Source organism: Aeromonas sp. QDB56, from assembly GCF_027705505.1.
Classification (GTDB): domain Bacteria; phylum Pseudomonadota; class Gammaproteobacteria; order Enterobacterales; family Aeromonadaceae; genus Aeromonas; species Aeromonas caviae.
This window is the reverse complement of the sequence record NZ_JAPDBZ010000053.1, coordinates 1-24,650: the sequence shown is the minus strand read 5'-3', so window position 1 is coordinate 24,650 and position 24,650 is coordinate 1. Positions and strand designations below refer to the sequence as shown.

Genomic DNA, 24,650 nt, shown 5'->3' with positions numbered 1-24,650 from the left:
GGATCATGCCGCCCCGTTCCCCGGTAATGGACATGGGCTTATGCAACTGGAGCGAAATTAGGATCAGCTATTTAGCCGACCCGGCGAAACCGATCAGCGTCACGTTGACCACCCCATCGTGGCTGGCCAGCTGATTGGCCAACACTTTCAGTGCATTGATCGTCAATGTCATCCGATCTTGACCTGAACTGGGATTCTGACTCCCATTGAGGCCGTATTTCATACTGCCTGAGGTATCCACAATCAGCGCGACATTGTAATTCTTGCCAGGCTCGACCGACGTCTTGATGCCACCTATATCCCCCAGCAGCACATCATCGCCACCGCCGCCATCAACTGTGTTGTCACCATTCGGATTGGCCGGTTTGACCATGAAGCCGGCGTCTGCCTCGGTAAATTTCACTTCACCCGAAATAGGTTGACCATTCATGTCGAACTCTTGCGAGCCCGCTACAACGGTAACCTTGATATTCTGGCTACCGACCGGCAGTTCAACCTGCAGCGACAATTTGCCATCCTGATCCAGCATGCTGGCAGGCACCTTCCAACTGCCGTCAGCCTGCAGAGTACCACCGGAGAGCTCAGCCCCCTGCGGCAGTCCCTTGATGGTCAGCTCGGTAAAGCGCTCGCTACCGTCTGTGTCTATCAAGTCAGCATCTATCTTCAGGGTTGCAAGGTCAGCAACCTTGCTCAGCTGGCCACCGTCAAACTGGTACTTGCCGTCTTGCAGATAGAGGGTTTCGACGCTGTAGAAGTCATGGTTGGTCACCACCCCAGTGACAGGATCCGTATAGACGAGCCGGTAGTCACAGCTGTTGGGCAAACCGGTCGTGACCAGTTTCAGCGCCTTCATCGAGCCGGGCATGTAGGCAACATCCTGGCCGTCACCGCCGTAATAGGAAGTGGTTGCCTTCAGGCTTTGAGAGATAAGCGTATCGTTGCCCCCATCCCCCTGCAGCTTGACCGAGGACGTTTCATTCTTGCCACCGATCAGAATGTCATCTCCGTCACCACCAATCAGGTGCTCATTGACGCTGGCCCCACCGATAGCCTGGAAGCTTGTACCACTGCCGAACTTGATGGTGTCGTTGCCTGCTCCGCCATCTACCCAGTTGCCATTGCTGGAAACCAGATAATCATTCCCCCCGGTCGGGTTCGATGATGGATTTTTGCCTTGCAAGGAGTCCAGGATCTCTTCCACTTTCGCCGCACCCGGCGTCAAGCCGCCACTCACCAGCTCAATCTTGAGTGTCACGCCATCAACAACGGGCTTGATATCAATAACGAACTTGGCGCTGTCACTGGAATTGACACCATCGCTGACCTGGTAATCAAAGGCAGCATAATCGCCAAGCTTGTTGCCTGGAGCGCCGCCATTGTTGCCCGCAGCCGAGCTCGACTCATGAAGGTCAGGCAAGAACTGCAGCTTGCCTGCATCAATATCCCCCTTGCTGAATGTCAGCCCGCTATTCACCAGGGCCAGTGTCACTGTCTGCCATTTACCGTCAGCATCCTTGTACTGGAGCAAGCCATCGGCTGGCAGTGAGGTGATCTTGATCGACAGCTGAGCATCTGGTGTATCGGCATCGCTGGCCTTGAAATCGCTCCACTTCAGGGAAAGCGGCGTGTCTTCGGCGCCACTGGCGTAGCCGCCGGAAGTGACGGGAACGGCCAATACCAGCGCCGTATCGCTACCCGGCAGGGAGGTGTTGCCCGCTTTGTCGGTCTGGGTCGCGGTCACCGTCAACGATGTTCCATTGCCAGGTGTCGCCTCCGTCCAACTGATGGTGCCGTTCTGATAGCCGTAGCTCTTGCCATTGCTCGATTGCAGGGTGCCATCGGCTTTCAACGTCAGTTCAACCGTACTGCTGGCGACGCCATTGTTGATGATCAGCGTCACCTTGCCGCCTGCAACCAGATCAGCATGGCTGACCCCGGCATGCACCTGGATCTGATCGTTGCCGATCTCGGTTTTGGTCAGCATCTGGTCGTTGTTGACGTCATCCACGATGACCACGGACGGCGCAACGGTCGCAGTGGTGTCCACGCTGTAGCGTTCGCTGTCGAACTGGGTGGTGCTGTTGCCCGCCGCGTCGGTCACGGTGATCTCGGCCGTCACGCGGCTGCCGTCCACCAGTTTGTCGGCGGTGGTGCTGGTGCTAAAGCCCAGCTGGCCGTTGCCCAGCACGACGACCTGGGTGGTCAGCTTGCTGCCATCGCCCACGGTCAGGGTCACGGTGTCGCCCACCTTGGCGTCGCCGCTCACGGTACCACTCAGGGTCACGCTCGCCTTATCATCCGCTTCCGCTTTGTTTACGGTGTTGTCGCCCCCCACCACGATCGGGTCGAGGTCGATGCCCAGCTCCGGTGCCACGGTGTCCACGCTGTAGCGTTCGCTGTCGGACTGGGTGGTGCTGTTGCCCGCCGCGTCGGTGGTGGTCACCTTGGCGTCGATCACCTTGTCCCCATCGGCCACCAGGTCGCTACCCGGCACATTGATGCTGAAAGTCTTGTCGGCCAAGACCAGACCGGTGAAGGCCTTGCCATTGACGGTCAGGGTGACGGTGTCGCCCTCTTTCACGTCGCCACCCACGCGACCGGTCACGGCGATGTCCTGCTTGGACTCGGCCGCGTTGATCACGTCGTCAGGGGTGATGTTGCCATCCAGGGTGATGCTGGCATCCGGTGGCGTGGTGTCGAGCAAGGTGGTGTCGTCGGTGGCGCTGGCCGGGTTGCCCGCCGCGTCGGTAACACTGGCCACCACGGTCAGGTTGCCATCCGCCAGCCCGCTCAGATCGGCGCTGGTCTGGTAGTTGCCATCGGCATCGGTGACGGCAGTGACTGTCACGCTCTTACCGGTGGCATCGCTGATCACCAGGATCACGGTACGACCCGGGCCAACATCGGAGGTGCCGCTGATGGGCGTGTTGGCCACATTGGCCGCGTTCACGTCATCCAGGCTCACCGTGATGTTCGCCGTGGTGTCCACGCTACCATCGTCGCTCGACGTGCCTCTGTTGCCAGCAGGATCAGTCACGCTGGCCGTCACGTCATAGCCCCCATCCGGCAACGGTGTCACGACATCCGCGCTGTAACTGCCATCCGGTTGTACCGTGGCGGTCAGGGTCTGCTGATTGCCGTTGGCATCGGTCACCGTCAGGGTCACCGTGCTGCCGGGGGCGGCGTCCGTGGTACCCGTGATGGTCGGAGTGTTGTCATTGGTATTGTCCGGTGCATTCACCGTCACGATCGGAGCCGTAGTGTCCACGCTGCCATCATCGGTCGCGGTGCCGGTATTGCCGGCCGGATCGGTCACGGAAGCCGTCACCTGATAGCCCCCTTCGGCCAGCGGTGTGGTGACATCCACGCTAAAGCTGCCATCCGGTTGTACCGTAGCGGTCAGGGTCTGCTGATTGCCATTGGCATCGGTCACCACCAGGGTCACCGTGCTGCCAGCGGGGGCATCCGTGGTACCGGTCAGGGTCGGCGTCCGATCGTTGGTGTTGTCGGGGGCAGAGACGGTGATGACGGGAGCGGTGAGGTCGACCAACTCATCTTCGCTGCTTTGCGCATCCACCAGCGGCGCCGCGCCAGCCGGGTTCGCGCTGTCAAAGCCTGCGCTGGAGATGGTTGCATCACCGGTACGATCGATGGTGACGAAACCGCCGTTGCCGCTGGCACCAGCCACGCCCCCCGCATTGCCTGCGGCCGGGGCTCCACCCGCCGCCGACGCTTCGAATGCCTTGGTGGGGTCGGTTCCGTCCAGAATCGCTTGCAGCAAGGCGGCGATGTCATCGGGTGTCCCCGCGTTCGCCAGCACGGCGTCACCCTGTTCGGGGCGCTCGCCGGAACCCAGGGTGAACGTGGTCTCTCCTCCCCGGAAGCTGGCCCCTTCGGGCGCAAGCAATACCGCATCCTTGGGCAGTACATCGCCTTCTGCAACGAGTCTCTGGCTCCCGTCGGCGGCGACCAGATACATTTTGCCTTGCAAGTGGGTAACGACGACATCCTGATCCAATACGATGCGCTGATTGCTCATGGTTTCTCCTGAAATATCGAAGGGCATATTGCTCCAGCCTCCAATGTGCCCGTTTATCAGGCCATAAACCAGTGAGAAAAATCGAATGAACAGACCGAAATGAAGCCGGGTTTCGGGGTGAAAACGAAGGGACGCCGAAGATGAATAAAATTAATTAAATCAATAGCATCAATTGTGACAAAACGAAGACGGGAGCCTCATCGGCTCCCGTCTCGTGAGGTGTCAGACACCGGCCCAGAGCAGGATGGCCAACAGTTGGGGCGAGATGATCCGCAGGAACATCACCAGGGGGTAGACGGTCGCGTAAGAGAGTGCGCTGGCACCACTGGTGGGGTGCATGCCGTTGGCAAATGCCAGAGCGGGAGGATCCGTCATCGAGCCGGCCAGCAGCCCGCACAGCGTGAGGTAGTTGAGCTTGCCATAATGGCGTGCCAGCACACCCACCAGCAGCAGCGGGATGAGGGTGATTGCCACACCGTACATCATCCATGCGGGACCGTCGCCGTTGATCAGGGTGTCGATGAAGCCGGCCCCGGACTTGAACCCCACCACCGCCAGGAAGAGCACTATGCCTATTTCCCGCAGCGCCAGGTTGGCGCTCGGCGGCATGAACCAGTAGAGCTTGCCGATGCTGCCGATACGAGACAGGATGAGCGCCACCACCAGCGGTCCCCCTGCCAGCCCCAGCTTGAGCGCCGCCGGGAATCCCGGCAGGTAGAAGGGAATGGATCCGAGCAATACCCCCAACCCGATGCCGATGAAGACGGGCAGCATCTGCACCTGCTGCAGTTTCTGCTGCACGTTGCCCACCACGCTGGTGACCGCCTCGATGGCATCGAGCCGCCCCACCAGGTTCAGGATGTCACCGAACTGCAGACTGGTCTGACTGGTTGGCACCAGCTCGATGCCGGCCCGATTCAGGCGCGAGATGACCACATCGTATTTCTGCTTGATGTCGAGATCGCGGATCCGCTTGCCGAGCACCTGCTCATTGGTGACCACCACCCGCTCGACACGCAGATCGGTCCCGCGGGTGGAGAGGGAGGTGTCTACCTCCTCTCCAAGCACCAGCAGCACCTTGTGCAGGGCATGACGCTCCCCCACCAGGTGCAGCAGGTCGCCAAGTTCGATGCGCGAGTCGGGCTTTGGCACCATCAGTTCGTCGCCACGCTTGAGTCGGGAGCAGATGACGTCCGCCTCGTCCAGACTCGGGATCTCGCGGAGCATCAGGCCGTGCATGTTGGGATTGCGCACGGCAATGTTGATGGTTTGCAGACTCTCCTTGGTCTTGCCAGCCTGCTGCTCGAAAGCGACCGCCTCCTCCTCGATCTTGATGTGGAAGAACATACGAATGAGCCACATGGTGAGCAGGATGCCGCAGATCCCGAACGGGTAGGCCACCGCATAGCCCATCCCCATCAGACCGGTGGATCCAGGATCCGCCCCGAGCTCCGCTAGGATCTGCTGGCCAGCCCCCAGGGACGGGGTATTGGTCACTGCCCCGGAAAAGACCCCGAGGATCACCGGCAGCGGTACATCGAACAGCTGGTGCAACGCTGCCGCCACCAGGCAGCCGAGCAGAACCAGCAGGGCCGCGAAGCCATTGAGCTTGAGGCCCGAACTGCGCAAGGAGGAGAAGAAGCCGGGACCGACCTGGATGCCTATGGTGTAGACGAACAGGATCAGGCCGAATTCCTGAATAAAATGAAGTGTTTGCTCATCCAGCTTCAAGCCGGACAAGCCGGCGAAGTGGCCCACTATGATGCCGCCGAACAGCACCCCGCCGATACCCAAACCCACGCCATAGACTCGCCAGTTTCCCAGCCAGAGCCCCAGCACTGCCACCAGCGACAGCATGCTGATGGAAAGCGCGATCTCACTCATCGTTTGCATCCTTTCCAAACTGAACTGGCACTAGCTTGTCAGCAAACGAAGGGGGCAACTGTGGGGTGCCGCACGAATTCAGGCTTTCATGAGCACAAAAATACCAATTAAGGGTTAGCCATCAGATATAGCCATAAATGGCCATGAAGTGGCACAGACTGCCCCCCAGCACAAACAGGTGCCAGATGGCGTGGTTGTAGGGAATGCGCTTGGCCACATAGAAGATCACTCCCAGGCTGTAGATGAGACCACCCAGCCCCAGCAGCAGGAGCCCGGTACCATCCAGATGCAGATAGAGCTGGTAGATGACCACCAGCGACAGCCAGCCCAGCATCAGATAGGTAAATAGCGACACCTTCTTGAAACGATTGATGAAGATCAGCTTGAACACGACCCCCGCCAGGGCCAGCCCCCAGATCACCACCATCAGTCCTTGCGCCAGCGGCGTATCGAGCGCCACCAGCAGGAAGGGGGTATAAGTGCCGGCGATCAGCAGATAGATGGCGCAGTGATCGAACAGCTTGCTCCAGCGTCTGGCAGCCACCGAGCTCACGCTGTGATAGAGCGTCGAGGCGAGATAGAGCAATACCAGGCTGGCACCGTAGACGCCGTAGCTCAGCAGTACCCTGGGCCCCTGATCCCACCCCTTGTGCAGCAGCAAGACCAGTCCCAGTCCGCCCAGCAGCAGCCCCAGCCCATGGCTGAGGCGATTCGCCCACTCTTCCCGTGGGGAGTACCCCGTCACATCCATCATTACCTCCAACCCATTACCGGCCCACTCTAGCGGCCGATGTTTCAGGCTACAAGCGTTAGCTGAAAATAAAGACGCGAGGAGAGGGAGGGCCAGAGATGGCTGTGCCCCCCGCCCCTTTGGTGTATGCTCTGCCGCCGACGCCGCCCATGCGGATGGCCGCGTCTGCCCGACAATCTGGTCTGGAGAACCCGATGAAGCTCACTGAACTGTTTACACAACCGGATCCTGATTTCGGCAAGGCCATGACGGCCCTGCTGGAGCATTTCCATCATTCCGACGACAGTCAGGCCCCCTATCAGCGGGGCAGCTTCACCCACCAGCTCGATCAGTCGTGCATGCCCGCCATCGGCATCTCTCCCCGGGACTATCTGGCACGGCTCACCACCCTGGTACCCGGGGCATCGCACCTCACCTCTCCCCGCTACATGGGACACATGACGGCGCCGCTGCCAGCCTTCACCGCCGAGCTCTCCCGGCTCTTGGTGATGCTCAACCAGAACCCGATGAAGATGGAGTCCTCCCGTTTGCTGAGCTTTCTGGAGCGGGAAGTGCTGGCCAAGCTGCACCGTCTGGTCTACCGCGAGGACGACGCCTTCTATGCAGCCCAGATGCATGCCAAGGATGCAGCCCTCGGCGTCATGACCAGTGGCGGTACCATCGCCAACGTCACCGCCCTCTGGCTGGCTCGCAACCGGGCCTGTGGCGACAACCTGTTCGCCCTCGCCGAGCAGGGCTATCGCGGCGCCGTCATTCTGGGCTCGCGGCTGATGCACTACTCCTTCGACAAGGGGATGGATCTGCTGGGACTCGGGGCTCGCAGCGTCTGGCGTCTCGACACAGACGAGCACAATCGGCTCAGTCTGGCGGCACTGGAACAGGCCCTTCAACAATGCAGGGAGCAGAAGCTCAAGGTGCTGGCGCTGGTCGGCGTGGCTGGCAGCACGGATTTTGGCTCCGTCGACCCGCTGCCGGAACTGGCCGCCATCGCCCGGCGCGAGCAAATCCACTTCCACGTGGACGCGGCCTGGGGTGGCCCGACCCTCTTCTCGCCCCGCTATCAGGGATTGCTTACGGGGATAGAGCACGCCGATACCGTCACCCTTGACGGTCACAAGCAGTTGCTGGTCCCGCTCGGTACCGGCATGCTGCTCTGCCGCCAACCGGACCTGATGATGACGGTGAAGCGCGAGGCTCCCTACGCCATCCGCGCCACCTCCTTCGATCAGGGGCGTTTCACTCTGGAGGGGACCCGTCCCGCCAACGCGCTCTATCTGGATGCCGCCTTCCAGATGCTGGGGCAGCAGGGTTATGCCCAACTCATCGACGCCAACTACGACAGGGCGCGGCGAATGGCCGCGCTCATCGACGCCAGCCCCGCCTTCGAGCTGATGTCGGCACCTGTCATGAACCTGCTCTCCTACCGGTGCATTCCGCCCCACCTGCAAGGTCAGGTGCCCGATGTGGCGGCCAACGAACAGATCAATCTCTTCAACGTCGCCCTGCAAAAAGCCCAGCGCGCCGAAGGGCACAGCTTCGTCTCACGCACCCAGCGCGCAGTCTCCCGCTATGGCGAGCAACCGCTCACGCTGCTACGCGCCGTCCTGCTCAACCCCCTCATCGAGGAAGCAGACATACGCGCATTGCTGGACGATCAGGTGCGCCTTGGCAACCAGATTGCCAGCCAGCTGTTCGAGTAACCCGCAGCCCCGGGAAGGAACTGCCTGCAGAATGGACGGTCTTATTCATTTGCCGTTGTCTGACGGGCAGGTACACTGAGTGAAATTTTGAGGTTAGAGCCCAGCATGAAGCAGTTTATCGAGTTCATCCCCCTGATCGTCTTCTTCGCGGTCTACAAGTTTTACGACATCTACACCGCCACTGGCGCCCTGGTGGTCGTCACTGGCCTGCAACTCCTGTACAGCTGGCTTCGCTATCGCCGGGTCGAGAAGATGCAGTTGTTCACCTTCGTGCTGGTCGGTTTCTTCGGCGGCCTCACCGTCTTCTTCCACGACGATGCCTTTATCAAGTGGAAGGTGACCGTCATCAACGTACTCTTTGCCCTCGCCCTGCTCATCGGCCGCTATGGCTTTGGCAAGAACCTCATCAAGCAGATGCTGGCCAAGGAGCTCCAAGCCACCGACCGGGTCTGGGACAACGTCAATCTCGGCTGGGTCGGCTTCTTCACCCTGTGCGGCCTGCTCAACCTCTACGTGGCCTTCAACCTCTCCCAGGAGATGTGGGTCAACTTCAAGGTGTTCGGCCTGCTGGGCATGACCCTGGTCTTCACCCTGCTCAGCGGCGTCTATCTCTATCGCCACATGCCGGCCGAGCAGAACGCAGAACAGAAAAAATAACCGCAACCAGAAAGGGATTGTTCCATGTGGTATCTGATCTACTCCGAAGATGTCGCGGGCAGCCTGCCCCAGCGCAAGCTGGCACGCCCTGCCCACCTGGCCCGCCTGCAAGCCTTGCAGGATGAGGGCCGCCTGCTGACGGCCGGCCCCAACCCGGCCATCGATGCCGAGGATCCGGCCGATGCGGGCTTCACCGGCAGCACCGTCATCGCCGACTTTGCCAGCCAGGCCGACGCCCAGGCCTGGGCCGATGCGGACCCCTATGTCGCGGCGGGGGTCTACGCCAGGGTGACCATCAAACCGTTCAAGAAAGTCTTCTGAGCCCATCGAGGCTGACAAGAAAAAGGCCCGGGACACTGTCCGCAATGCTGTTCACTTAAGAGAATTTGAGTTCCAGTCCACGTAGTATCAGGGCTAAAAAATGAGGGAGGCATGATGCCTCCCTCTTTCTATTGCAAGCCACGCTGGATAAAGGCTGAAGGAACATCGACTGGAAACAGCCTTGCTCCCCCAACTCAAGTCGCATTTATGAATAATTAGTCAAAAATGTGCTTATCTGAACAGCATTGCGGACACTGTCCGGCCTTTTTGCATCCGATGGTGACTCATGCCCTGGCCACAAACCAGGGATTGAGGATATCGGGCTTGTTGTAGCAAAGCGGCGAACCATCGAGCTGGGTGACGCTGCCCCCCGCCCCTTCCAGTACCGCCTGAGCAGCCCCCGTATCCCACTCGCAGGTCGGTGCGAGCCGCGGGTAAAGCTCGGCCTCCCCCTCGGCAATGATGCAAAACTTGAGAGAGCTGCCCATGGAAACCAGCTCGATCTCGCCCCGCTCCAGTTCGCCAAAACGGGCCAGATACTCGAGGGTTTCCTGCGACAGGTGATTGCGACTGCCCACCACGCGCCACACTTGCCCTGCGTCATGAGGGCGGGTCTGGATGGTCTCGTGCCTGCCATCAGCCACACGCCAGGCGCCAATCCCCTTGCCCCCATACCAGAGCTTGTCCAGTACCGGGGCATAGACCAGCCCCCAGCGCGGGGTCCCCTGTTCAATCAGGGCGATATTCACCGTGAACTCGCCGTTGCGGGAGACAAACTCCTTGGTGCCATCCAAAGGATCCACCAGCCAGTAACGGGACCAGCCGAGTCGCGCAGCCATCACCTCGGGGGAGGACTCTTCCGACAACACCGGGATATCGGGAGTGAGACGGGCCAGCGCCTGAACGATCACCTCGTGGGCCCCCTTGTCCGCAGCCGTCAGCGGGCTCTCGTCCTGCTTGTACTCCACCGCAAAGGGCTGGCTGTAGATGGACATGATGGCCTCACCGGCGGCGCGGGCGATGGGCTCCAGTTCGGAAATGGCGGGTAGATACATGGAAAAGAGTTCTCGCTCAAAGGGTTGGTCAGTGTAACCGAGTGAGTATCTTCGGCTTATAGCCGTTTGCACTGACTTATACAGTGTCAAAACTGACAGACAAAAAGTGGCGCAACACAGCTAATGATAAATGTGATACTAACGCCACATAAGGACATGACGATATGAACAAGAAGACCCTGATCGCCGCACTGCTGCTGGGCTGCCTCCCCCTGTTGAGCCAACCTCTGCTGGCCGCCGACAAGGCGGCGACCAAGCCTGTGGCCACCACCCAAGTCAAGGAAAGCGGCAAGATCAATCTCAATACCGCCAGTGTCGGCGAGCTCACCGCCCTGAAGGGCATTGGCGAGAAGAAGGCACAGGCCATCATCGACCACAGGGAGAAGCAGGGCAAGTTCACCTCCGTCGATCAACTGGCGGACGTCAGTGGCATCGGACCTGCCACGCTGGAAGCAAACCGGGACATGATTATCGTCAAGTAACCGGTTTGAATCCCTATAATCCCGAGGGCAGCCTGTGGCTGCCCTATTTTTCTTCGGGTATCATGAGCCCACTTTGTATCTTCGGACTCACTCCATGAAAAAGACACCGCTCGTTGTTCGCAAGGCCGTTCTCCCCGTTGCCGGTCTGGGTACCCGCATGCTGCCCGCCACCAAGGCCATCCCCAAGGAGATGCTGCCCGTGGTCGACAAGCCGCTGATCCAGTATGTGGTGCGCGAAGCCATCGCCGCCGGCATCAAGGAGATCATCCTGGTGACCCATTCAAGCAAGAACTCCATCGAGAACCACTTCGACAAGAGCTTCGAGCTGGAGGCGACCCTGGAGAAGCGGGTCAAGCGCCAACTGCTGGAAGAGGTTCAGCACATCTGTCCCAAAGACGTCACCATCATGCACGTGCGTCAAGGGGAAGCAAAAGGCCTGGGTCATGCAGTACTGTGTGCCCGCCCCCTCATCGGGGATCAACCCTTCGCCGTGCTGCTGCCGGATGTGCTCATCGACGAGGTGGCCAGCGATCTGAAGCAGGACAACCTGGCGGAGATGGTGCATCTGTTCGAAGAGGAGCAGATCAGCCAGATCATGGTGGAAGCCGTCCCCGAGAGCGAAGTGGACAAATACGGCATCGCCGACATCAAGGGGGAGGCCCTGAGCGAAGGCATGTCCCTGCCGATGCAGGCCATCGTCGAGAAGCCGCCCCGGGATGAAGCCCCGTCGAACCTGGCCGTGGTCGGTCGCTATGTGCTCTCGGCCAATATCTGGCCCTTGCTGGAAAAAACCCCGGCCGGCGCCGGCGACGAGATCCAGCTGACCGATGCCATCGCCATGCTGATGGAAAAGGAGCAGGTCAATGCCTACTTCATGAAGGGACGTAGCCACGATTGCGGCAGCAAGCTCGGTTACATGAAGGCCAATGTGGAATACGCCGTGCGCCATCGGGAACTCAGCAAAGAATTCACCAGCTGGCTGAAGCAGTTTGCCAAAGAGCTGTAATCTCTGAATATTTACAAGATAAGCAGAATAAAAAACTGGGCATCATTCGATGCCCTTTTTCATTTTATAAACAAATATTCAACCATTGATAGATAAAATATCACTAAATCATAATATTGTAATTTAAAGTCGCTTGTTCTATAAGGATTAAGGCTTGTTCCTAGCCCTTGCATAAAATTTCTAAAAAAATATAAGACACAGGTGGAAGTTCCAATGAATAACCCGTCCAAAGGGACCTTTTTAGGTCACCCTAAAGGGCTTTTTTTGCTCTTTAGTACCGAACTGTGGGAGAGATTCTCCTATTATGGCATGCGTGCCGTGCTCGTCCTCTATCTGACCGACCTGACCGCCAACGGTGGCATGGGCTGGACCCAGGCCGACGCCCTCAAGCTGTACGGCATCTATACCGGTCTGGTCTACATCACCCCCATCATCGGCGGCTGGCTCGCAGATACCTTCCTGGGCCAGCGCCGTGCCATCCTGTTCGGTGCCGTGCTGATGGCCGCCGGCCAGTTTACCCTGGCACTGCCTCACGCCATGTTCCCTGACATGGTCAACACCGTCTTCTATGCCGGCCTTGGCTTGCTGATCGTGGGCAACGGCCTGTTCAAACCGAACATCTCCACCATGGTGGGCGACCTGTATAAAGAAGGGGATCACCGTCGTGACGGCGCCTTCACCATCTTCTACATGGGCATCAACCTGGGCTCCCTGCTGGCCGGCGTGATCTGCGGCGCCGCCGCCACCGCCTATGGCTGGCAAGCCGCCTTCGTCAGCGCCGGTATCGGCATGCTGCTCTCCCTGGTCGTGCAGGCCACCATGGCCCAGCGTTTCCTTGGCGACATCGGCCGTGTGCCCGCTGCCCAGCGTGCCGCCCTGCAACGCTCCAAGGAGCAAAAAGCGCCCCTGACCAAACAGGAAGTGGATCGCATCAAGGTGATCCTGGTACTGGGCCTGTTCACCATCATCTTCTGGGCCGGCTTCGAGCAGGCCGGTGGTCTGATGAACTTGTATGCCCAGGAGTATACCGACCGCATGATCGGCAGCTTCGAAGTGCCGACAGCCTGGTTCCAGTCCCTGAACCCCTTCTTCATCATCACCCTGGCCCCTGTCGTGGCCGCCATCTGGATCAAGCTCGGCAAGAAAGAGCCGAACTCCCCGGTGAAATTCGCCATGGGCCTGCTGTTCCTGGCCGTCGGCTTCCTGTTCATGATCGGTGCCGTGCTGGAGCAAGGTGGTGATCAGGCTGTCAAGACCTCCATGTTCTGGCTGGTCGGTGCCTACCTGTTCCATACCCTGGGCGAGCTCTGCCTCTCTCCCATCGGTCTCTCCATGGTGACCAAGCTGGCTCCGCTGCGCCTGGCCTCCCTGATGATGGGTGCCTGGTTCGGTTTCGTGGCCCTGGCCAACTATGCCGCCGGCTTCATCGGCTCCTTCGTCGGCGAGTCCGGTGCCATGGCCATCTTCGGTGGCATCGCACTGGCCGCCGTGATCAGCGCCCTCATCCTGCTGACCATGGCCAACCGCCTGGTCTACTGGATGCACGGTGCCGAAGGCCCGGCCAAAGAGCCCGAAGAACAAGAGCAGAAACTGCAGTCCGCGACCGTTTGACCGGTCAGGACAGCAGAGACCAAACAGGGCGCCCATGGGCGCCCTGTTTGCATGTGTTCACTTCACGGCGTCAGTGGTGACGAACCTGCATCGTCAGGGCGCTGCCGCTGTCACTGCGAAACTGCAGATCAAAGGGCTCGTGCCAGCTTCGCCTGTGCAACGTGTAGCGACTGCTGCGCATCAAGCCGAGCGGCAACCCCCCTGCACGCATCAACCAGTGAGGTGAGGTGAGCCCGGCATTTGCAAAAAGCAGCCCATCCTCCTGATCGAACAGCAGGGCCGCCATGGCAAAGGAGTGACGCAGGCCCGACTCCATCAGTTGCAGATTGAGGTAATCCAGCAATCGGTGTGGCTGGGTCAACAGCAGGCTCTCTTGTTGCTGGTATTGGCGATAGGGGCCGTTCATCAGGGATCGCACCAAGGCACCACAGAAAGCCGCATCCACACCGAGGATGGGCAATTCCATCACCAGTACCAGCAGCTTGTCGTCCAGTTTGAAGGTATCCGGGATGAAGAGATTGCCCATGCCGGCAAAGGTGACCTGCCAGGGCCCCCACTCCTGCATGCCAGGGGGGGCCAACCAGGCGAGCAGCCGGCTGCTCGCCAGATCGTGGCCACGGAAGAAGTCGATGTGTTCCATCAGCTCCAGTTGCTGGCTCTGATGCCCGAGGTTTGTCAGGCATTGCTCGATGCTGCGGCGGATCTGCTCATAGTCATTCACCGGTTTGATGAAGAAGTCCCTGGCCCCCGCCCGCAGCGCACGCTCGATCGCAGCCATCTGATCCTGACCGGAGATTACGATGACGGGCACCTGTGGATAGCGGGCGGTGAGGCAGGCAATCACCTCATGGCCATCCATGTTCGGCATGTTCAGATCACACAACACCACATCGGGGTGATAGAGCGCTGCGGCAGAGAGCCCCTCAATCCCGTCTTCTGCCTGAAAGACGCAGGCCCCGTCGTGCTCGAGATAAGATACCAATGAGTGGCGAAAAACCGCTTCGTCTTCTACCACCAAGATCCGTAGTCCGGCTTTTGACATCTTGACAAAGCTCTTATTAGTCAAATGGTTATTTGAGCATTAAGACTAGATCATGGGCGCTGGATACCGCCACACAATATTGTCGAGCAGCGAGCCGGGCTGGCCTTGGTATCTGCCAAGCGTTTGAAATGGTCCGACTATTTTGATCGCCCCCTTGCGCAGAGATGGTCGGCAACCGTCGCCCGGCAGCCGTTATCTCGCAGGTCGGCACCATGAATTGTATGAGGCACCGCCATGAGGGATAATGCCCTCCACTCCAGATCGTGAAGCAGACCATGACGCCAGCCGAATACAGCGCCCTCGCCTATCCCAGACTCTCCCATCCGGCCCGCAGCCTCTATACCCTGCAACTGCGCCGCTTGGTGCTGGAAAATCGGCTGGCCCGACTCAACTATCCCGAGCTTGGCCGGGCACTGGCTGTCGTCGATCCGGGCAATCCCGGTGGTTTCAGCTATCAGGTCAACGCTCGCCAGCTGACCGAACTGCTCGACGAGCTGATGGAGGCCGAACTGCTTCAGGTCGAGGCCCAGGCTGACAGTGAGCACTACCACCAGTGCCCTTTCCAGTTGCCGTTGCTGAGCCAGCGGGTGCGCAGCCCTCTGCCGGCACGCCCGTTCCAGATGCACCTGCAGTGGCGTCCGGACGAAGAACTGCCTGCTCTCGCACGCCTGTGCGGGGTGATCGATGCCAGCTACAGCGAAGAGGATCTCGGGGAGTTCATCGCCTACTGGCTCGGCCGCCCCGAGGTGTTCGACTCCCAGCACCAGTGGATGTTGAAATTTATTCGGGCCCTCAAGAGTCGGCGCTACGCCCGCCGCCCGGCGACCGTGGTCACCGGGTACCAGCAGGTCGCGCCAGCCCCGGTAGAGGCTGGCCCGAGCCGCCGGGCGCAAGAGATGATCGATGAGGCCAAACGGCTGGCACAAGCTCAGGAGCCGGAGAATGATTGATACCAGGCGGCCACGAAGTGCACTATTGACCCCCTGCCCATCCAGCCACAGCCCTAGCAAAAGGAGAATTCCATGACAGATCCGCACGACCCGATGCGCCAGGCACTGGAAGAGATCGAGGCCAAACGCCAGAAAATCGTCAAGGCGAGACAGGAGCAACGGGCTCATGATCCCGAGCTCAAGCGTCACGTCAGCAGCCTGCAGGAACGTATTCTCCGACTGCGGGCCGCAATCGGCGGCAGCCAGTACGACTACGAAACCCTGCGCAAGGAGTACGACGCCAAGGCCAATGCCGAAGTGCGCGAGTTGCAGAAGGCCGCCCGCCAGGAGCGGATCCAGAAGCTGATCGCCCAGGCCGACCTCAATCCGGACTGGATCTTCGACAAGATGGATTCCGGTGACCCGGCCCTGCAATACCCCATCGAGACAGCCCGCTACTTCATCAGCGGTTTCGAGCACTGGGAGAAGAGCGGCGGGGGCTGCATGCTGATCTACGGCGATTACGGTACCGGCAAATCCACCCTGGCGGGCGCCGTGGCCCACGAGTTGATCGCGCGCCACCAGAAGTCGGTGATCTTCCAGCAGTGGGCCTCCATCGTGGACAGGCTCTTCTTCAACGTCATCCAGGATCAGGAGGAGCGCAACCAGTACCGCCGCGCCCTGGAAGAGGTGGACCTGCTGATCATCGACGAGGTGGCGGCCAACCGCGCCAAGATGGCCGAGAGTCAGTCCAGCTTCCTCGGCCACCTGCTGCGCCGTCGTCGCAACCTGTCCAAAAGCGTCATCATCATCACCAACCACAGCCCCCAGAGCCTGCATCAGGCCATCGGTGATTTCAGCTATGAGGCGATCAAGGCGTTCAATCCGGTGGACATCCACCTGAGCGGACCCAGCCGCCGTCCCAGCATCGGCCATTACAACGGTTGATCCCGTCGGGCCGGCGTCCCTGATGTCCGGCCCTTCATATCCCCTGCACCTCACAAATAAAAACCACTCTCATTTACAGAGAGCCATCCAGGCTCTAGGCTTGCTCTTTTGTTCGAGAGGGCCTGTCATGCCAACCACACTCATCTTCGGTGCCAGTCGAGGACTGGGCCGCGCCTTCACCGACTACGCACTGCAACTGGGCCACAGGGTCGTTGCCCTGGTGCGCCATGCCGACATGGCCAGCGAGCTGCATACCCTGGGAGTCGAGGTCGTCATCGGAGATGCCCTGGACCCCCTGGCCGTGACCCAGGCTTGCCGCTTGGCGGGCAGGGATGCTCGGGTAGTCTCCACCCTCGGCAGCTTTCGCCAGAGTGCACCGGTGGATTATCAGGGCAACCGCCATGTGATCGACGAGATGGAGCGCGCCGGGCTCAGCCGCCTGCTGCTGGTCACCTCCCTCGGCTGTGGCGACAGCTGGCAATACCTGCCCGAACGGGCTCGCGCCGCCTTCGGACACGAGGTACGTCTCAAGAGCCTGGCGGAAAGCTGGCTGCAGACAAGCACCCTTGAGTGGACCATTTTACGCCCCGCAGGGTTGCAGGATGGGGAGCCCACGGGTCAGACCATCCTGAGCCAGGGGCAGGAGAGGCATGGCCTGGTCAGGCGCCAGGATGTGGCGATACGGGGTTTGCAACTGCTCACCGACCAGGAGGCGTGCGGCCAGATCTATGCCATCGGCGATTCGGGTCTGAATCAGCCATGATCCCTGTGAATGGCAACACGGTCAGCCCAGTGGCTGACCGTGTTGTTGCAAGGCGCCTAGTCGGTGGAGGACGCTGTCGTCCCATCATCCGGCCGCATTGCAGGGCACGGTTGACGCCAGCGGAGAAACCAGCACGCCAGAGCGCCATACAGCAGCGCCAGTCCCCACAACTGCCACCAGTAGCGGGAGACCTGGGCAAAGTCGGCGCCCATCTGATTGAGGCGCAGGAATCCCTCGATGGCCGGCGTGCTCGGGGCCCACTGGGCCAGCCAGTTGAGGGGAGCCGGGATGAGCTCAAGGGGCCAGATAAAGCCGGCCAGGAAGACCAGCGGCAAAGAGGAGACAAGCACCACCTGGGTCGGCAGATCACGGCGGGTGAACAGGGCGCCGAGCACGATCCCGAGCCAGGTGGTGGCCAGCAGGAACGGCAGGGTAAAGAGCCAGAGTTCGCCGGGTACAGCGGTGCGGGCAATACCGTAGTGATCGAAGCAGAAGCCGAAGAAGTAGGTCACCGGAAGGACGAAAAGAGCCCCCACCACCAGGGTGCGGGCCAGCAACAAGGCCGGCACGGGGGCATGTTGCCAGTAGCCTGACTCGCCACGGCGGCTGCGCTGGTTCTGGGTCGCCCCCAGGATGCCGGTCCCCATCAGCAACACCTGATGCAGGATCAGCACGAATACCGCAGGCACCACGTAGTTCACATAGCCCATGGTGGGGTTGAATACCGGCAGCACATTGAGGGCCACCGCGTTCCAGCCCATGGCGGCCTGGGGCAGCGCCTCGCCCTGGCTCAGCAGCCTGGCCACCTTCACCTGGGCGGCGAGCGTGCCCCCCGCCTGGGCCAGCCCTTCGGCAATGGTGCCATAGACCAGGAAGTAGGAGGCATCCCCGGCATAACCCAGGGTCACGCTCCTGCCCAGCATCAGATCCCGATAGAAGTGGCGGGGAATGTGCAAGATGCCGCTCGCCTTGCCGGTCAGCATCATCTGGCGGGCCTCGTCGAGCGAACCGGCACGGGCCACCAGTTTCACCTGCGCCGTGGCATCGGCCATAAACTCCAGCTGGCGGGAGAGCTGGCTGCCATCCTCGTTGACCACCACCACGGGCTCTTCCCTGGGCAATTGGTGCAGGTAGGGTTGGGGGTAGAGGAAGGAGTAGAAGAAGACGCCGCCAAACAGGGTCAGCATGATGGCGCGATCCGCCAAGAGGGTGCGCAGCTCAAGGCGCACCAGATCCCAGAATCCCATCATGGCCTGGACTCCTCATGGGGCAGGGCCGCGCCCGACGGCGTCCGGTAGCGGTGTACCACCAGCAACAGGGGCAGCAAAAACAGCAGCAGAGCCCCGAGCTGGGGCAGGGCCGCCGTCAACGGTTGACCATAATTGGTTTGCCCGATCTGCAGCTCCACATAGTGGGAGATGGGCAGCAGGCTGCGCCAGAACTGGGCTACATCCCCCATGGCGCTGACCGGAAAGGTGACCCCCATGAAGGCAAATCCCGGCGCCGTGTAGGCGCCGGCCAGAGAGAGCGCCCGCGCCGGATCCCGGATGATGGCGTAGAAGAAGGCCCCCATGGTGACGCAAGCGGCCGACGCCAGTCCCAGCCCCGCCGTCAGCACCAGCCAACTGCCTTGCATGGGGTACCCAAGCCCCTTGAACAGCAGCAGACTCCACGCCAGACCCCACCCCCAGCCGATGAGCACGTGGGGCAGCAGGGTACGCCAGAGGCCGAACCAGACCCCTCTGGTGGTCCAGTCCAACCCGAGGCGATCGGTGCGGGCCAGGGCGTTCAGGCCATAGAGCACCACCAGGATCTGCCACACCGCAGGTAGCAGGGCGCTCAGCAGAAACTGGGCGTAGCTGGAATTGATGTTGTAGAGCGCGGTAACCTGGCTCGCAATGGGTACGGATTGTCCCAGGGCACCGGGCAGCGTCTTGCCGTCGGCCATGGCCTCCAACACCCCTACCTGGCCATTGAGAGTTCCCACCACCTGGGCCAGTGCGGAGTTGACCAGCTTGGCAATCAGGATGAACTGGCCATTGTTGAACACGGTCACCCTGGGTTGGGACCCCTCGCGGGCATCCCGCTCCAGGTGATGAGGGATCACCACCAGGGCATAGATGTCCCCCCCTCGCAGTGCCCTGGCCCCCTCGTCAATGGCGTCAAACTGCTGCGCTATCTTGAGCCCGGCGGAGCCATCGAGAGAGAACGCCAGTTGCCGGGAGAGGGTGCTGCGATCCAGATCCACCAGACCGACCTTGAGATCCCGCGCCAGGCCGGCTGAAAAGATCCAGCACAGGATCCCTATCAGCAGAAAGGGGACCCAGCTCGCCAGCGCCCGGCCGAACGGGTCCTGCCAGAGCAACCGCCATTCGCGCCCCATCAGAGCTCGACCAGCACGCTCATGCCGACCCGCAGCCCGTCAACCGGCTGCAAGGGGCGCGCTTCCACCTGGAAGCTTTTCATGTCGAACCCCTGGCGGGTGTCGGTGGCACGCCAGGTGGCGAAATCCCCCATCACGGCCACATGGGTCACCTTGAAGCGCACCAGCTGATCCCCCAGGCCGGGAATACGGGCATCAAACTCGGTACCGACCGGAAACCTTGGCAGGAGGTCCTCACGGACATGGAACTGGGCCCAGGCATCCTTCATGTCGAGCAAGGTCACCACGGGGAAGCCCTGGGGAGCCAGCTCGCCGCTGCGCAGCAGCACCTGGGCAACTTCCCCCTCGTGTGGGCTGGCGATGCGGGTATCGGCCAGATAGGCTTCCACTTCCGCCACGCCGCCAGCCGCCATCTTGGCCTGCTCGCGGGCCGCGATCTTGGTCTCTTCCCGCGCCCCTTCCAGCGCCATCTGGTATTGCTGCCAGGCCATGCCCTCGCTGTACTTCGCCGCCTGCCAGGCCGTCCAGGCCTCGTCACGCTTTTGCAGCGACATCACGCCATCCCGATGCAGGCTGGCAATGCGCTCGTAGGTTTTGCCATGAAGCAGGGCTGCCGCCTTGGCCTGTTGCCACTGATCCTTGGCGGCCGCGATCTGCTGCACTCGCGCCCCCTTCTCGGCCTCTTCGGCCATGGCGCCAGCCGCGGCCTGCCCGGCCTTGGCCTGACTCAGCTTGGCCTCGATCTCCGGGCTCGCCAGAGTGAACGCCAGTTGGCCCCTGGCCAGTTGATCCCCCTTCTTCACCAGCACCTCGTCGATGCGGCCCGCCACCTTGGAAGAGACCGAATACTGCTGCGCCTCTATCTGCCCCTGCAGACGCACCGGCTCCGGCTGATAGGCCAGCCAGAAGCGCCAGCCCAGCCAGAGCACAAGCAATACCAACGCCAGTGGCAGCAGCCAGGGCTTGCCCTGGCTCATCTTCTTCTTGATGGGGGGATGACTCATGAATTCACCTCGGCAAACGGGCGACCCTTGACGGTCGAAACGGACATGAATAACGGAATGGAGGAGAGCGCGATCATGAGTTCACCTCGATCGCCTGGCCATGCTGATACTGGTTGAAACTGTTCATCTGACCGGAGAGTGCCAACAGGCGGGCCAGGGAGATCACGTATTGATAGGCGGCGGCGGCGCGCTGGGTCTTGACCCCGGCAAGCTGGGTCTGGGCATCGACCACATCAAGGGAAGTGGAGAGCCCCTGACCGAATGCCTTGTCACGCAACCGCACGTTCTCCTCGGCCAGCGCCTGGGTCGAGGAGAGAGAGTGATACTCCTCCAGTCCCTGGGCAGCCTCGCGCCAGGTCTTCTCGACCAGCAGCTCCAGATCCTGGCGGGTCTTGGCTTGCAGCAGGTTGACCTGGAGTTCGGCGCTCTTGGCTGCCTGGACCGTCTCGGAGCGGCCATCACGACTCACCAGCGGCATGCTGACCCCGACACCAACCAGCCAGTCCGGTGTGGTCTTGGAGACGATGGAATCATCTTCATAGAGGTTGTAGTTGCCGAACAGGAAGAGCTCGGGGGCGTATTTGCCCTTCTCCAGCTTGATCATCCCCTGAGCCTGCTCCTTCTTGGCCGTCAACAGCTTGAGACCGGGATGCACCGACAGGGTCTCCTCCACAAAGGGAGACAAGGCTGGCATCCCTTCGTTGATGAAGAGGGCGGTATTGGGCTCAGCCTGCTTGAGCTTGAGCATGTGGCCGAGCGCTAGCTGGGCGATCTCCAGGCTGCGCCTGGCCTTCTGGGTATCGATACGTGCCCTGTCATAGGCAGACTGGGCCGAAAGGCGCTCTACCTTGGCGATCTGCCCCTGGGCTTCGAGCTTCTTGGCATGATCCAGATGGTGTGCCAGTCCCTGCTCGATCTCCTGCTTGGTCTGCACCACCTGCGCCGCCAGCACCACCCCGAAGTAGGTCTGGGAGAGGCTCTCGAAGGTGGACTGCTGTTTGAGCACCAGCAACTGCTCAGCCTCGCTCACCTGGGCCTGACGAATATCCTGGGCCGCATCGATGCGCCCGCCGGTAAAGAGCGGCCATAACATCTTGACCGAACTGGTCACCACGTTCTGCTTGGTGAGGGGGGTGACGAAATCGCTCGGGCTGAGGTTGAGTGCCTGCATCACGGGCCCCAGCACCTTGCCGAATTCCGGATGATTGGCGATGGGGTTGAGATCCAGCATGTCCAGCTCCATCGGCTGATCAAGATGGGTATAGCTGGCCCCCACATCCACCTTGGGCAGGTACATGGCCTTGGCCGCCTCCCGCAGTTGCTGGGCCCTCTCCACCCCGGCCTGCTCTGCCGCCAAGCCGTCATCCTGCTGGATGACCCGACTCCAGGCCTCGGTAAAGCTGACCGTCTGCGCCTGGGCCGACCCCAGCACGACACCCAGCAGGCATGGGCAGAGCGATTTGATGAACTTTGCCGTCATACATCCCCGATCCGTTTGTAATAAAATTGTGTAGAGCCTTTGCTCAATTCAGGCCCGCTATCATAGCCTAAACCGACTTGAGAGGGAGACTCACAAATCACCATCCCCCTCACTCGCGCCCCCCTGACCATGGTCACAGACAATATGTCCGATTTTCAAGCACTCCTGAATTTGCAAGCCTTGGCGCGACGTTTTTTTCAGAAAAAAATGGCTGACGCTCAAATACTAACCTTTTCTCCTGACTAAAAAATGCGTAATATACGCCGCCCTAAGCCGATGGTAACCGTGGAATGCAGATAGGTCCCCACACGCTTGAAACTCCCCTGATCGTGGCCCCCATGGCCGGTGTAACAGACCGACCATTTCGTGAACTTTGTTTACGTTTGGGAGCCGGTATGGCCGTTTCCGAGATGCTGCTGGCCAACCCGGATGTCTGGGATACCCAGAAAACCCGGATGAGAATGGATCACTCTGCTGAAGGCGGCTTGCGATCGGTCCAGATTGCCGGTGCCGACCCCGAGATGATGGCGTTTGCTGCCCGCTACAACGTGGAGCAGGGCGCTCAGATCGTCGACATCAACATGGGGTGTCCGGCAAAAAAAGTGAATAAGAAGCTGGCAGGTTCCGCCCTGCTGCGTCAGCCAGACCTGGTCAGATCCATCTGCCGGGCCGTGGTGGATGCGGTGGAAGTACCTGTCACCTTGAAGATCCGCACAGGATGGGATCCGGATAACCGCAATGGCGAGGAGATCGCCCGAATCGCCGAAGATTGCGGTATCGCGGCCCTTGCCGTGCATGGTCGTACCCGTGCCTGCCTCTACAAGGGCGAAGCGGAGTACGACACTATCAGGGCGATTAAGCAGGCCGTATCGATTCCTGTTGTCGCCAATGGCGACATCGATAGCCCGGAGAAAGCCCGGTATGTCCTCGACTATACCGGTGTTGACGCCGTGATGATCGGCCGTGCTGCGCAAGGACGACCCTGGATTTTCCGGGAAATCCGCCATTTTCTTGAAACGGGCACCAAGCTGCCGCCTCCCGACAGGGAAGAGGTTCGCACCCTGATGAACGAGCATGTCACCAATCTGCACCAGTTTTACGGTGCCTATCTGGGAGCGCGCATTGCCCGTAAACACGTGGGCTGGTATCTGGATGAAGAAGAGGCGGGCCGAGAATTCCGTAAGCACTTCAATGCCCTGGATTGTGCAGACGCACAACTCGAGGCACTCGAAGCGTATTTCGATGGATTAGGTTAACGCATAACTAAAGAGCCGACCGAATATGTTCGAACAAACCCTGACTTCTGATGCATTGGTAACAACTACTCACAATCACGCTGCCGAGCCGACCCAACGCCCCCTGCGTGACTCTGTGCAACAGGCCCTGCGTAACTACCTGGCCCAGTTGAACGGTCAGGAAGTGATTGATCTGTACGATATGGTTCTCTCCGAAGTCGAAGCTCCCATGCTGGACGTGATCATGCAGTACACCCGTGGCAACCAGACTCGCGCCGCCGTGATGATGGGCATCAACCGCGGCACCCTGCGCAAGAAACTCAAGCGTTACGGCATGAACTGATCCCTGTCATTCTGCTGCAGTGCAGACGAAGGCGTATCCCAGCGATGGGATACGCCTTTTTCTATGCCCGGTGTTTACCTGCTCACTCCACCGCCAGCTTGATACCAAGCCCCACGAACAGCCCCCCCATCACACGATTCAGCCAGGTGGCCACCCGGGTGTGTAGTCGCACCTTGCGGCTTGCAAACGCGGTGGAAAACGCCAGCAGATGGCACCAGATCATGCCGTTGAAATTGAAGATGCAGCCCAGCACGATGAATGCCAGTGCTTTTTGCGGCGCATCTGGCGCGATGAACTGGGGTACAAAGGCGAGGAAGAACAGGGCAACCTTGGGGTTGAGGACATTGGTGAGCAACCCCTGCCGAAAGATGCGCCCATAAGAGAGCGCAGGCAGCGCCACAGCCCCATCCACAGACGTTGAAGTGCCACTCCTCTGCCAGAGCATGGACACGCCGAGATAGACCAGATAGAGCGCCCCCATCAGCTTGATGACGGCAAACAGCTCGGCAGAGGCACTCAACAGGGCAGACAGTCCCAGAGCTGCCGCCAACACATGCACCATGGTACCTGTCCCGATACCCAATGCCGCCATGGACCCTGCACGCCATCCCTGGGAGCCGCTGCGCAGCATGATGAGCAGGGAGTCAGGCCCAGGCATCATGTTCAACAACAGGCCAGAAACGATAAACAGCGCCAGATCGTGGATCCCCAACATACACAGCTCCTTGTACATGAAAGAAACAGTCTATGGATCCTGAAGTACTTGTCACTCCCGTTTCCGGCGATAGTGATTATCAAGGAAGGGAATAGCGTTTGAGCCGGAGATATTTGACGCTCAACCAGGTGAAAAAGAGAGATTGAGCCGTTTGAAAGGCAGTGATACTGGCTGAATAGCAATGTTTATCGATGTAATTGACTGGATTTTGAGCATTATCCAGACTTATACCAATCGGATTAAACATTAGGTCAGTTTTATCCAATCTCGGCTACAAAGTGACATCACCCGCTCCACATCGG

General features: G+C 60.3%; 21 protein-coding genes. 11 read left to right on the top strand and 10 right to left on the bottom strand.

The genetic code is table 11. The features are described 5' to 3' along the window. Positions 1–67: 67 nt before the first annotated feature. The 3 genes from OKB81_RS10515 to trhA all read right to left on the bottom strand — a co-directional run bounded on the left by OKB81_RS10515 (position 68) and on the right by trhA (position 6,677). Complete coding sequence (locus OKB81_RS10515; RefSeq protein ID WP_202395099.1) at positions 68–4,039, bottom strand: retention module-containing protein; 3,972 nt, start codon at positions 4,037–4,039, stop codon at positions 68–70. A 222-nt stretch (positions 4,040–4,261) separates the two neighbouring features. After that, positions 4,262–5,923: a putative transporter gene (locus OKB81_RS10510; protein ID WP_010675535.1), complete on the bottom strand. Its 1,662-nt coding sequence runs from the start codon at positions 5,921–5,923 to the stop codon at positions 4,262–4,264. A gap of 121 nt (positions 5,924–6,044) precedes the next feature. Next, complete coding sequence (gene trhA, locus OKB81_RS10505; RefSeq protein ID WP_039041319.1) at positions 6,045–6,677, bottom strand: PAQR family membrane homeostasis protein TrhA; 633 nt, start codon at positions 6,675–6,677, stop codon at positions 6,045–6,047. 191 nt (positions 6,678–6,868) lie between these two features. Between trhA and OKB81_RS10500 the strand changes: the two genes are divergently transcribed. The 3 genes from OKB81_RS10500 (at position 6,869) to OKB81_RS10490 (ending at position 9,352) form a co-directional block, all read left to right on the top strand. After that, positions 6,869–8,374 carry an aminotransferase class V-fold PLP-dependent enzyme gene (locus tag OKB81_RS10500; RefSeq protein ID WP_043156041.1) on the top strand — a complete coding sequence of 502 codons (1,506 nt, stop codon included), beginning with the start codon at positions 6,869–6,871 and terminating at the stop codon, positions 8,372–8,374. 105 nt (positions 8,375–8,479) lie between these two features. After that, positions 8,480–9,031: a septation protein A gene (locus tag OKB81_RS10495; protein WP_160837822.1), complete on the top strand. Its 552-nt coding sequence runs from the start codon at positions 8,480–8,482 to the stop codon at positions 9,029–9,031. A gap of 24 nt (positions 9,032–9,055) precedes the next feature. Further along, complete coding sequence (locus tag OKB81_RS10490) at positions 9,056–9,352, top strand: YciI family protein (RefSeq protein WP_010675539.1); 297 nt, start codon at positions 9,056–9,058, stop codon at positions 9,350–9,352. Between the two features lie 284 nt (positions 9,353–9,636). Here OKB81_RS10490 and cysQ read toward each other — a convergent pair whose 3' ends face one another. Continuing rightward, positions 9,637–10,407 carry a 3'(2'),5'-bisphosphate nucleotidase CysQ gene (gene cysQ, locus OKB81_RS10485; RefSeq protein ID WP_039041322.1) on the bottom strand — a complete coding sequence of 257 codons (771 nt, stop codon included), beginning with the start codon at positions 10,405–10,407 and terminating at the stop codon, positions 9,637–9,639. Between the two features lie 164 nt (positions 10,408–10,571). Between cysQ and OKB81_RS10480 the strand changes: the two genes are divergently transcribed. The 3 genes from OKB81_RS10480 to OKB81_RS10470 all read left to right on the top strand — a co-directional run bounded on the left by OKB81_RS10480 (position 10,572) and on the right by OKB81_RS10470 (position 13,506). After that, entirely contained in the window at positions 10,572–10,889 is a 318-nt protein-coding gene (locus OKB81_RS10480; protein ID WP_160837824.1) for a ComEA family DNA-binding protein, read from the top strand. 94 nt (positions 10,890–10,983) lie between these two features. After that, positions 10,984–11,895, top strand: a complete 912-nt coding sequence (gene galU / locus OKB81_RS10475) for a UTP--glucose-1-phosphate uridylyltransferase GalU (protein WP_010675542.1) — start codon at positions 10,984–10,986, stop codon at positions 11,893–11,895. 213 nt (positions 11,896–12,108) lie between these two features. Further along, the gene (locus OKB81_RS10470) at positions 12,109–13,506 is read left to right on the top strand and encodes a peptide MFS transporter (RefSeq protein ID WP_041212400.1); all 1,398 of its coding nucleotides are present in this window, start codon (positions 12,109–12,111) and stop codon (positions 13,504–13,506) included. Between the two features lie 70 nt (positions 13,507–13,576). Here the strand turns inward: OKB81_RS10470 and OKB81_RS10465 are convergent, their stop codons facing one another. After that, complete coding sequence (locus OKB81_RS10465) at positions 13,577–14,548, bottom strand: response regulator (RefSeq protein ID WP_160837825.1); 972 nt, start codon at positions 14,546–14,548, stop codon at positions 13,577–13,579. A gap of 275 nt (positions 14,549–14,823) precedes the next feature. On the opposite strand from OKB81_RS10465, the gene OKB81_RS10460 reads away from it, so the two are divergent. The 3 genes from OKB81_RS10460 (at position 14,824) to OKB81_RS10450 (ending at position 17,188) form a co-directional block, all read left to right on the top strand. Continuing rightward, complete coding sequence (locus OKB81_RS10460; RefSeq protein WP_270805236.1) at positions 14,824–15,498, top strand: DnaT-like ssDNA-binding domain-containing protein; 675 nt, start codon at positions 14,824–14,826, stop codon at positions 15,496–15,498. A gap of 72 nt (positions 15,499–15,570) precedes the next feature. Then, positions 15,571–16,425, top strand: a complete 855-nt coding sequence (locus OKB81_RS10455; RefSeq protein ID WP_270805235.1) for a DnaA ATPase domain-containing protein — start codon at positions 15,571–15,573, stop codon at positions 16,423–16,425. A gap of 127 nt (positions 16,426–16,552) precedes the next feature. Next, positions 16,553–17,188 carry an SDR family oxidoreductase gene (locus OKB81_RS10450; protein ID WP_160837828.1) on the top strand — a complete coding sequence of 212 codons (636 nt, stop codon included), beginning with the start codon at positions 16,553–16,555 and terminating at the stop codon, positions 17,186–17,188. 56 nt (positions 17,189–17,244) lie between these two features. Here OKB81_RS10450 and OKB81_RS10445 read toward each other — a convergent pair whose 3' ends face one another. From OKB81_RS10445 to OKB81_RS10430, 4 genes are all read right to left on the bottom strand, one after another. Continuing rightward, the gene (locus tag OKB81_RS10445; RefSeq protein ID WP_160837830.1) at positions 17,245–18,438 is read right to left on the bottom strand and encodes an ABC transporter permease; all 1,194 of its coding nucleotides are present in this window, start codon (positions 18,436–18,438) and stop codon (positions 17,245–17,247) included. After that, positions 18,435–19,571: an ABC transporter permease gene (locus OKB81_RS10440; RefSeq protein ID WP_160837832.1), complete on the bottom strand. Its 1,137-nt coding sequence runs from the start codon at positions 19,569–19,571 to the stop codon at positions 18,435–18,437. Before OKB81_RS10440 ends, OKB81_RS10445 begins: the two co-directional genes overlap by 4 nt. After that, positions 19,571–20,575, bottom strand: coding sequence for an HlyD family secretion protein (locus OKB81_RS10435; RefSeq protein WP_080767988.1), 1,005 nt, complete (start codon positions 20,573–20,575; stop codon positions 19,571–19,573). The genes OKB81_RS10440 and OKB81_RS10435 overlap by 1 nt, the downstream gene beginning before the upstream one ends. A 73-nt stretch (positions 20,576–20,648) precedes the next feature. Then, positions 20,649–22,055 (bottom strand): TolC family protein, encoded by a 1,407-nt coding sequence (locus tag OKB81_RS10430; RefSeq protein ID WP_010675551.1) that lies wholly within the window; start codon positions 22,053–22,055, stop codon positions 20,649–20,651. A gap of 290 nt (positions 22,056–22,345) precedes the next feature. Here OKB81_RS10430 and dusB point away from each other — a divergent pair, with 290 nt between their 5' ends. Together dusB and fis are read left to right on the top strand one after the other, a co-directional pair. Continuing rightward, on the top strand, positions 22,346–23,311 hold the full coding sequence (gene dusB, locus OKB81_RS10425; protein ID WP_010675552.1) for a tRNA dihydrouridine synthase DusB: 966 nt from the start codon (positions 22,346–22,348) through the stop codon (positions 23,309–23,311). A 25-nt stretch (positions 23,312–23,336) separates the two neighbouring features. Continuing rightward, positions 23,337–23,633, top strand: coding sequence for a DNA-binding transcriptional regulator Fis (gene fis / locus OKB81_RS10420; RefSeq protein ID WP_005309538.1), 297 nt, complete (start codon positions 23,337–23,339; stop codon positions 23,631–23,633). 82 nt (positions 23,634–23,715) lie between these two features. Here fis and OKB81_RS10415 read toward each other — a convergent pair whose 3' ends face one another. Beyond that, the gene (locus OKB81_RS10415) at positions 23,716–24,348 is read right to left on the bottom strand and encodes a LysE family translocator (protein ID WP_270671099.1); all 633 of its coding nucleotides are present in this window, start codon (positions 24,346–24,348) and stop codon (positions 23,716–23,718) included. Positions 24,349–24,650: the final 302 nt, after the last annotated feature.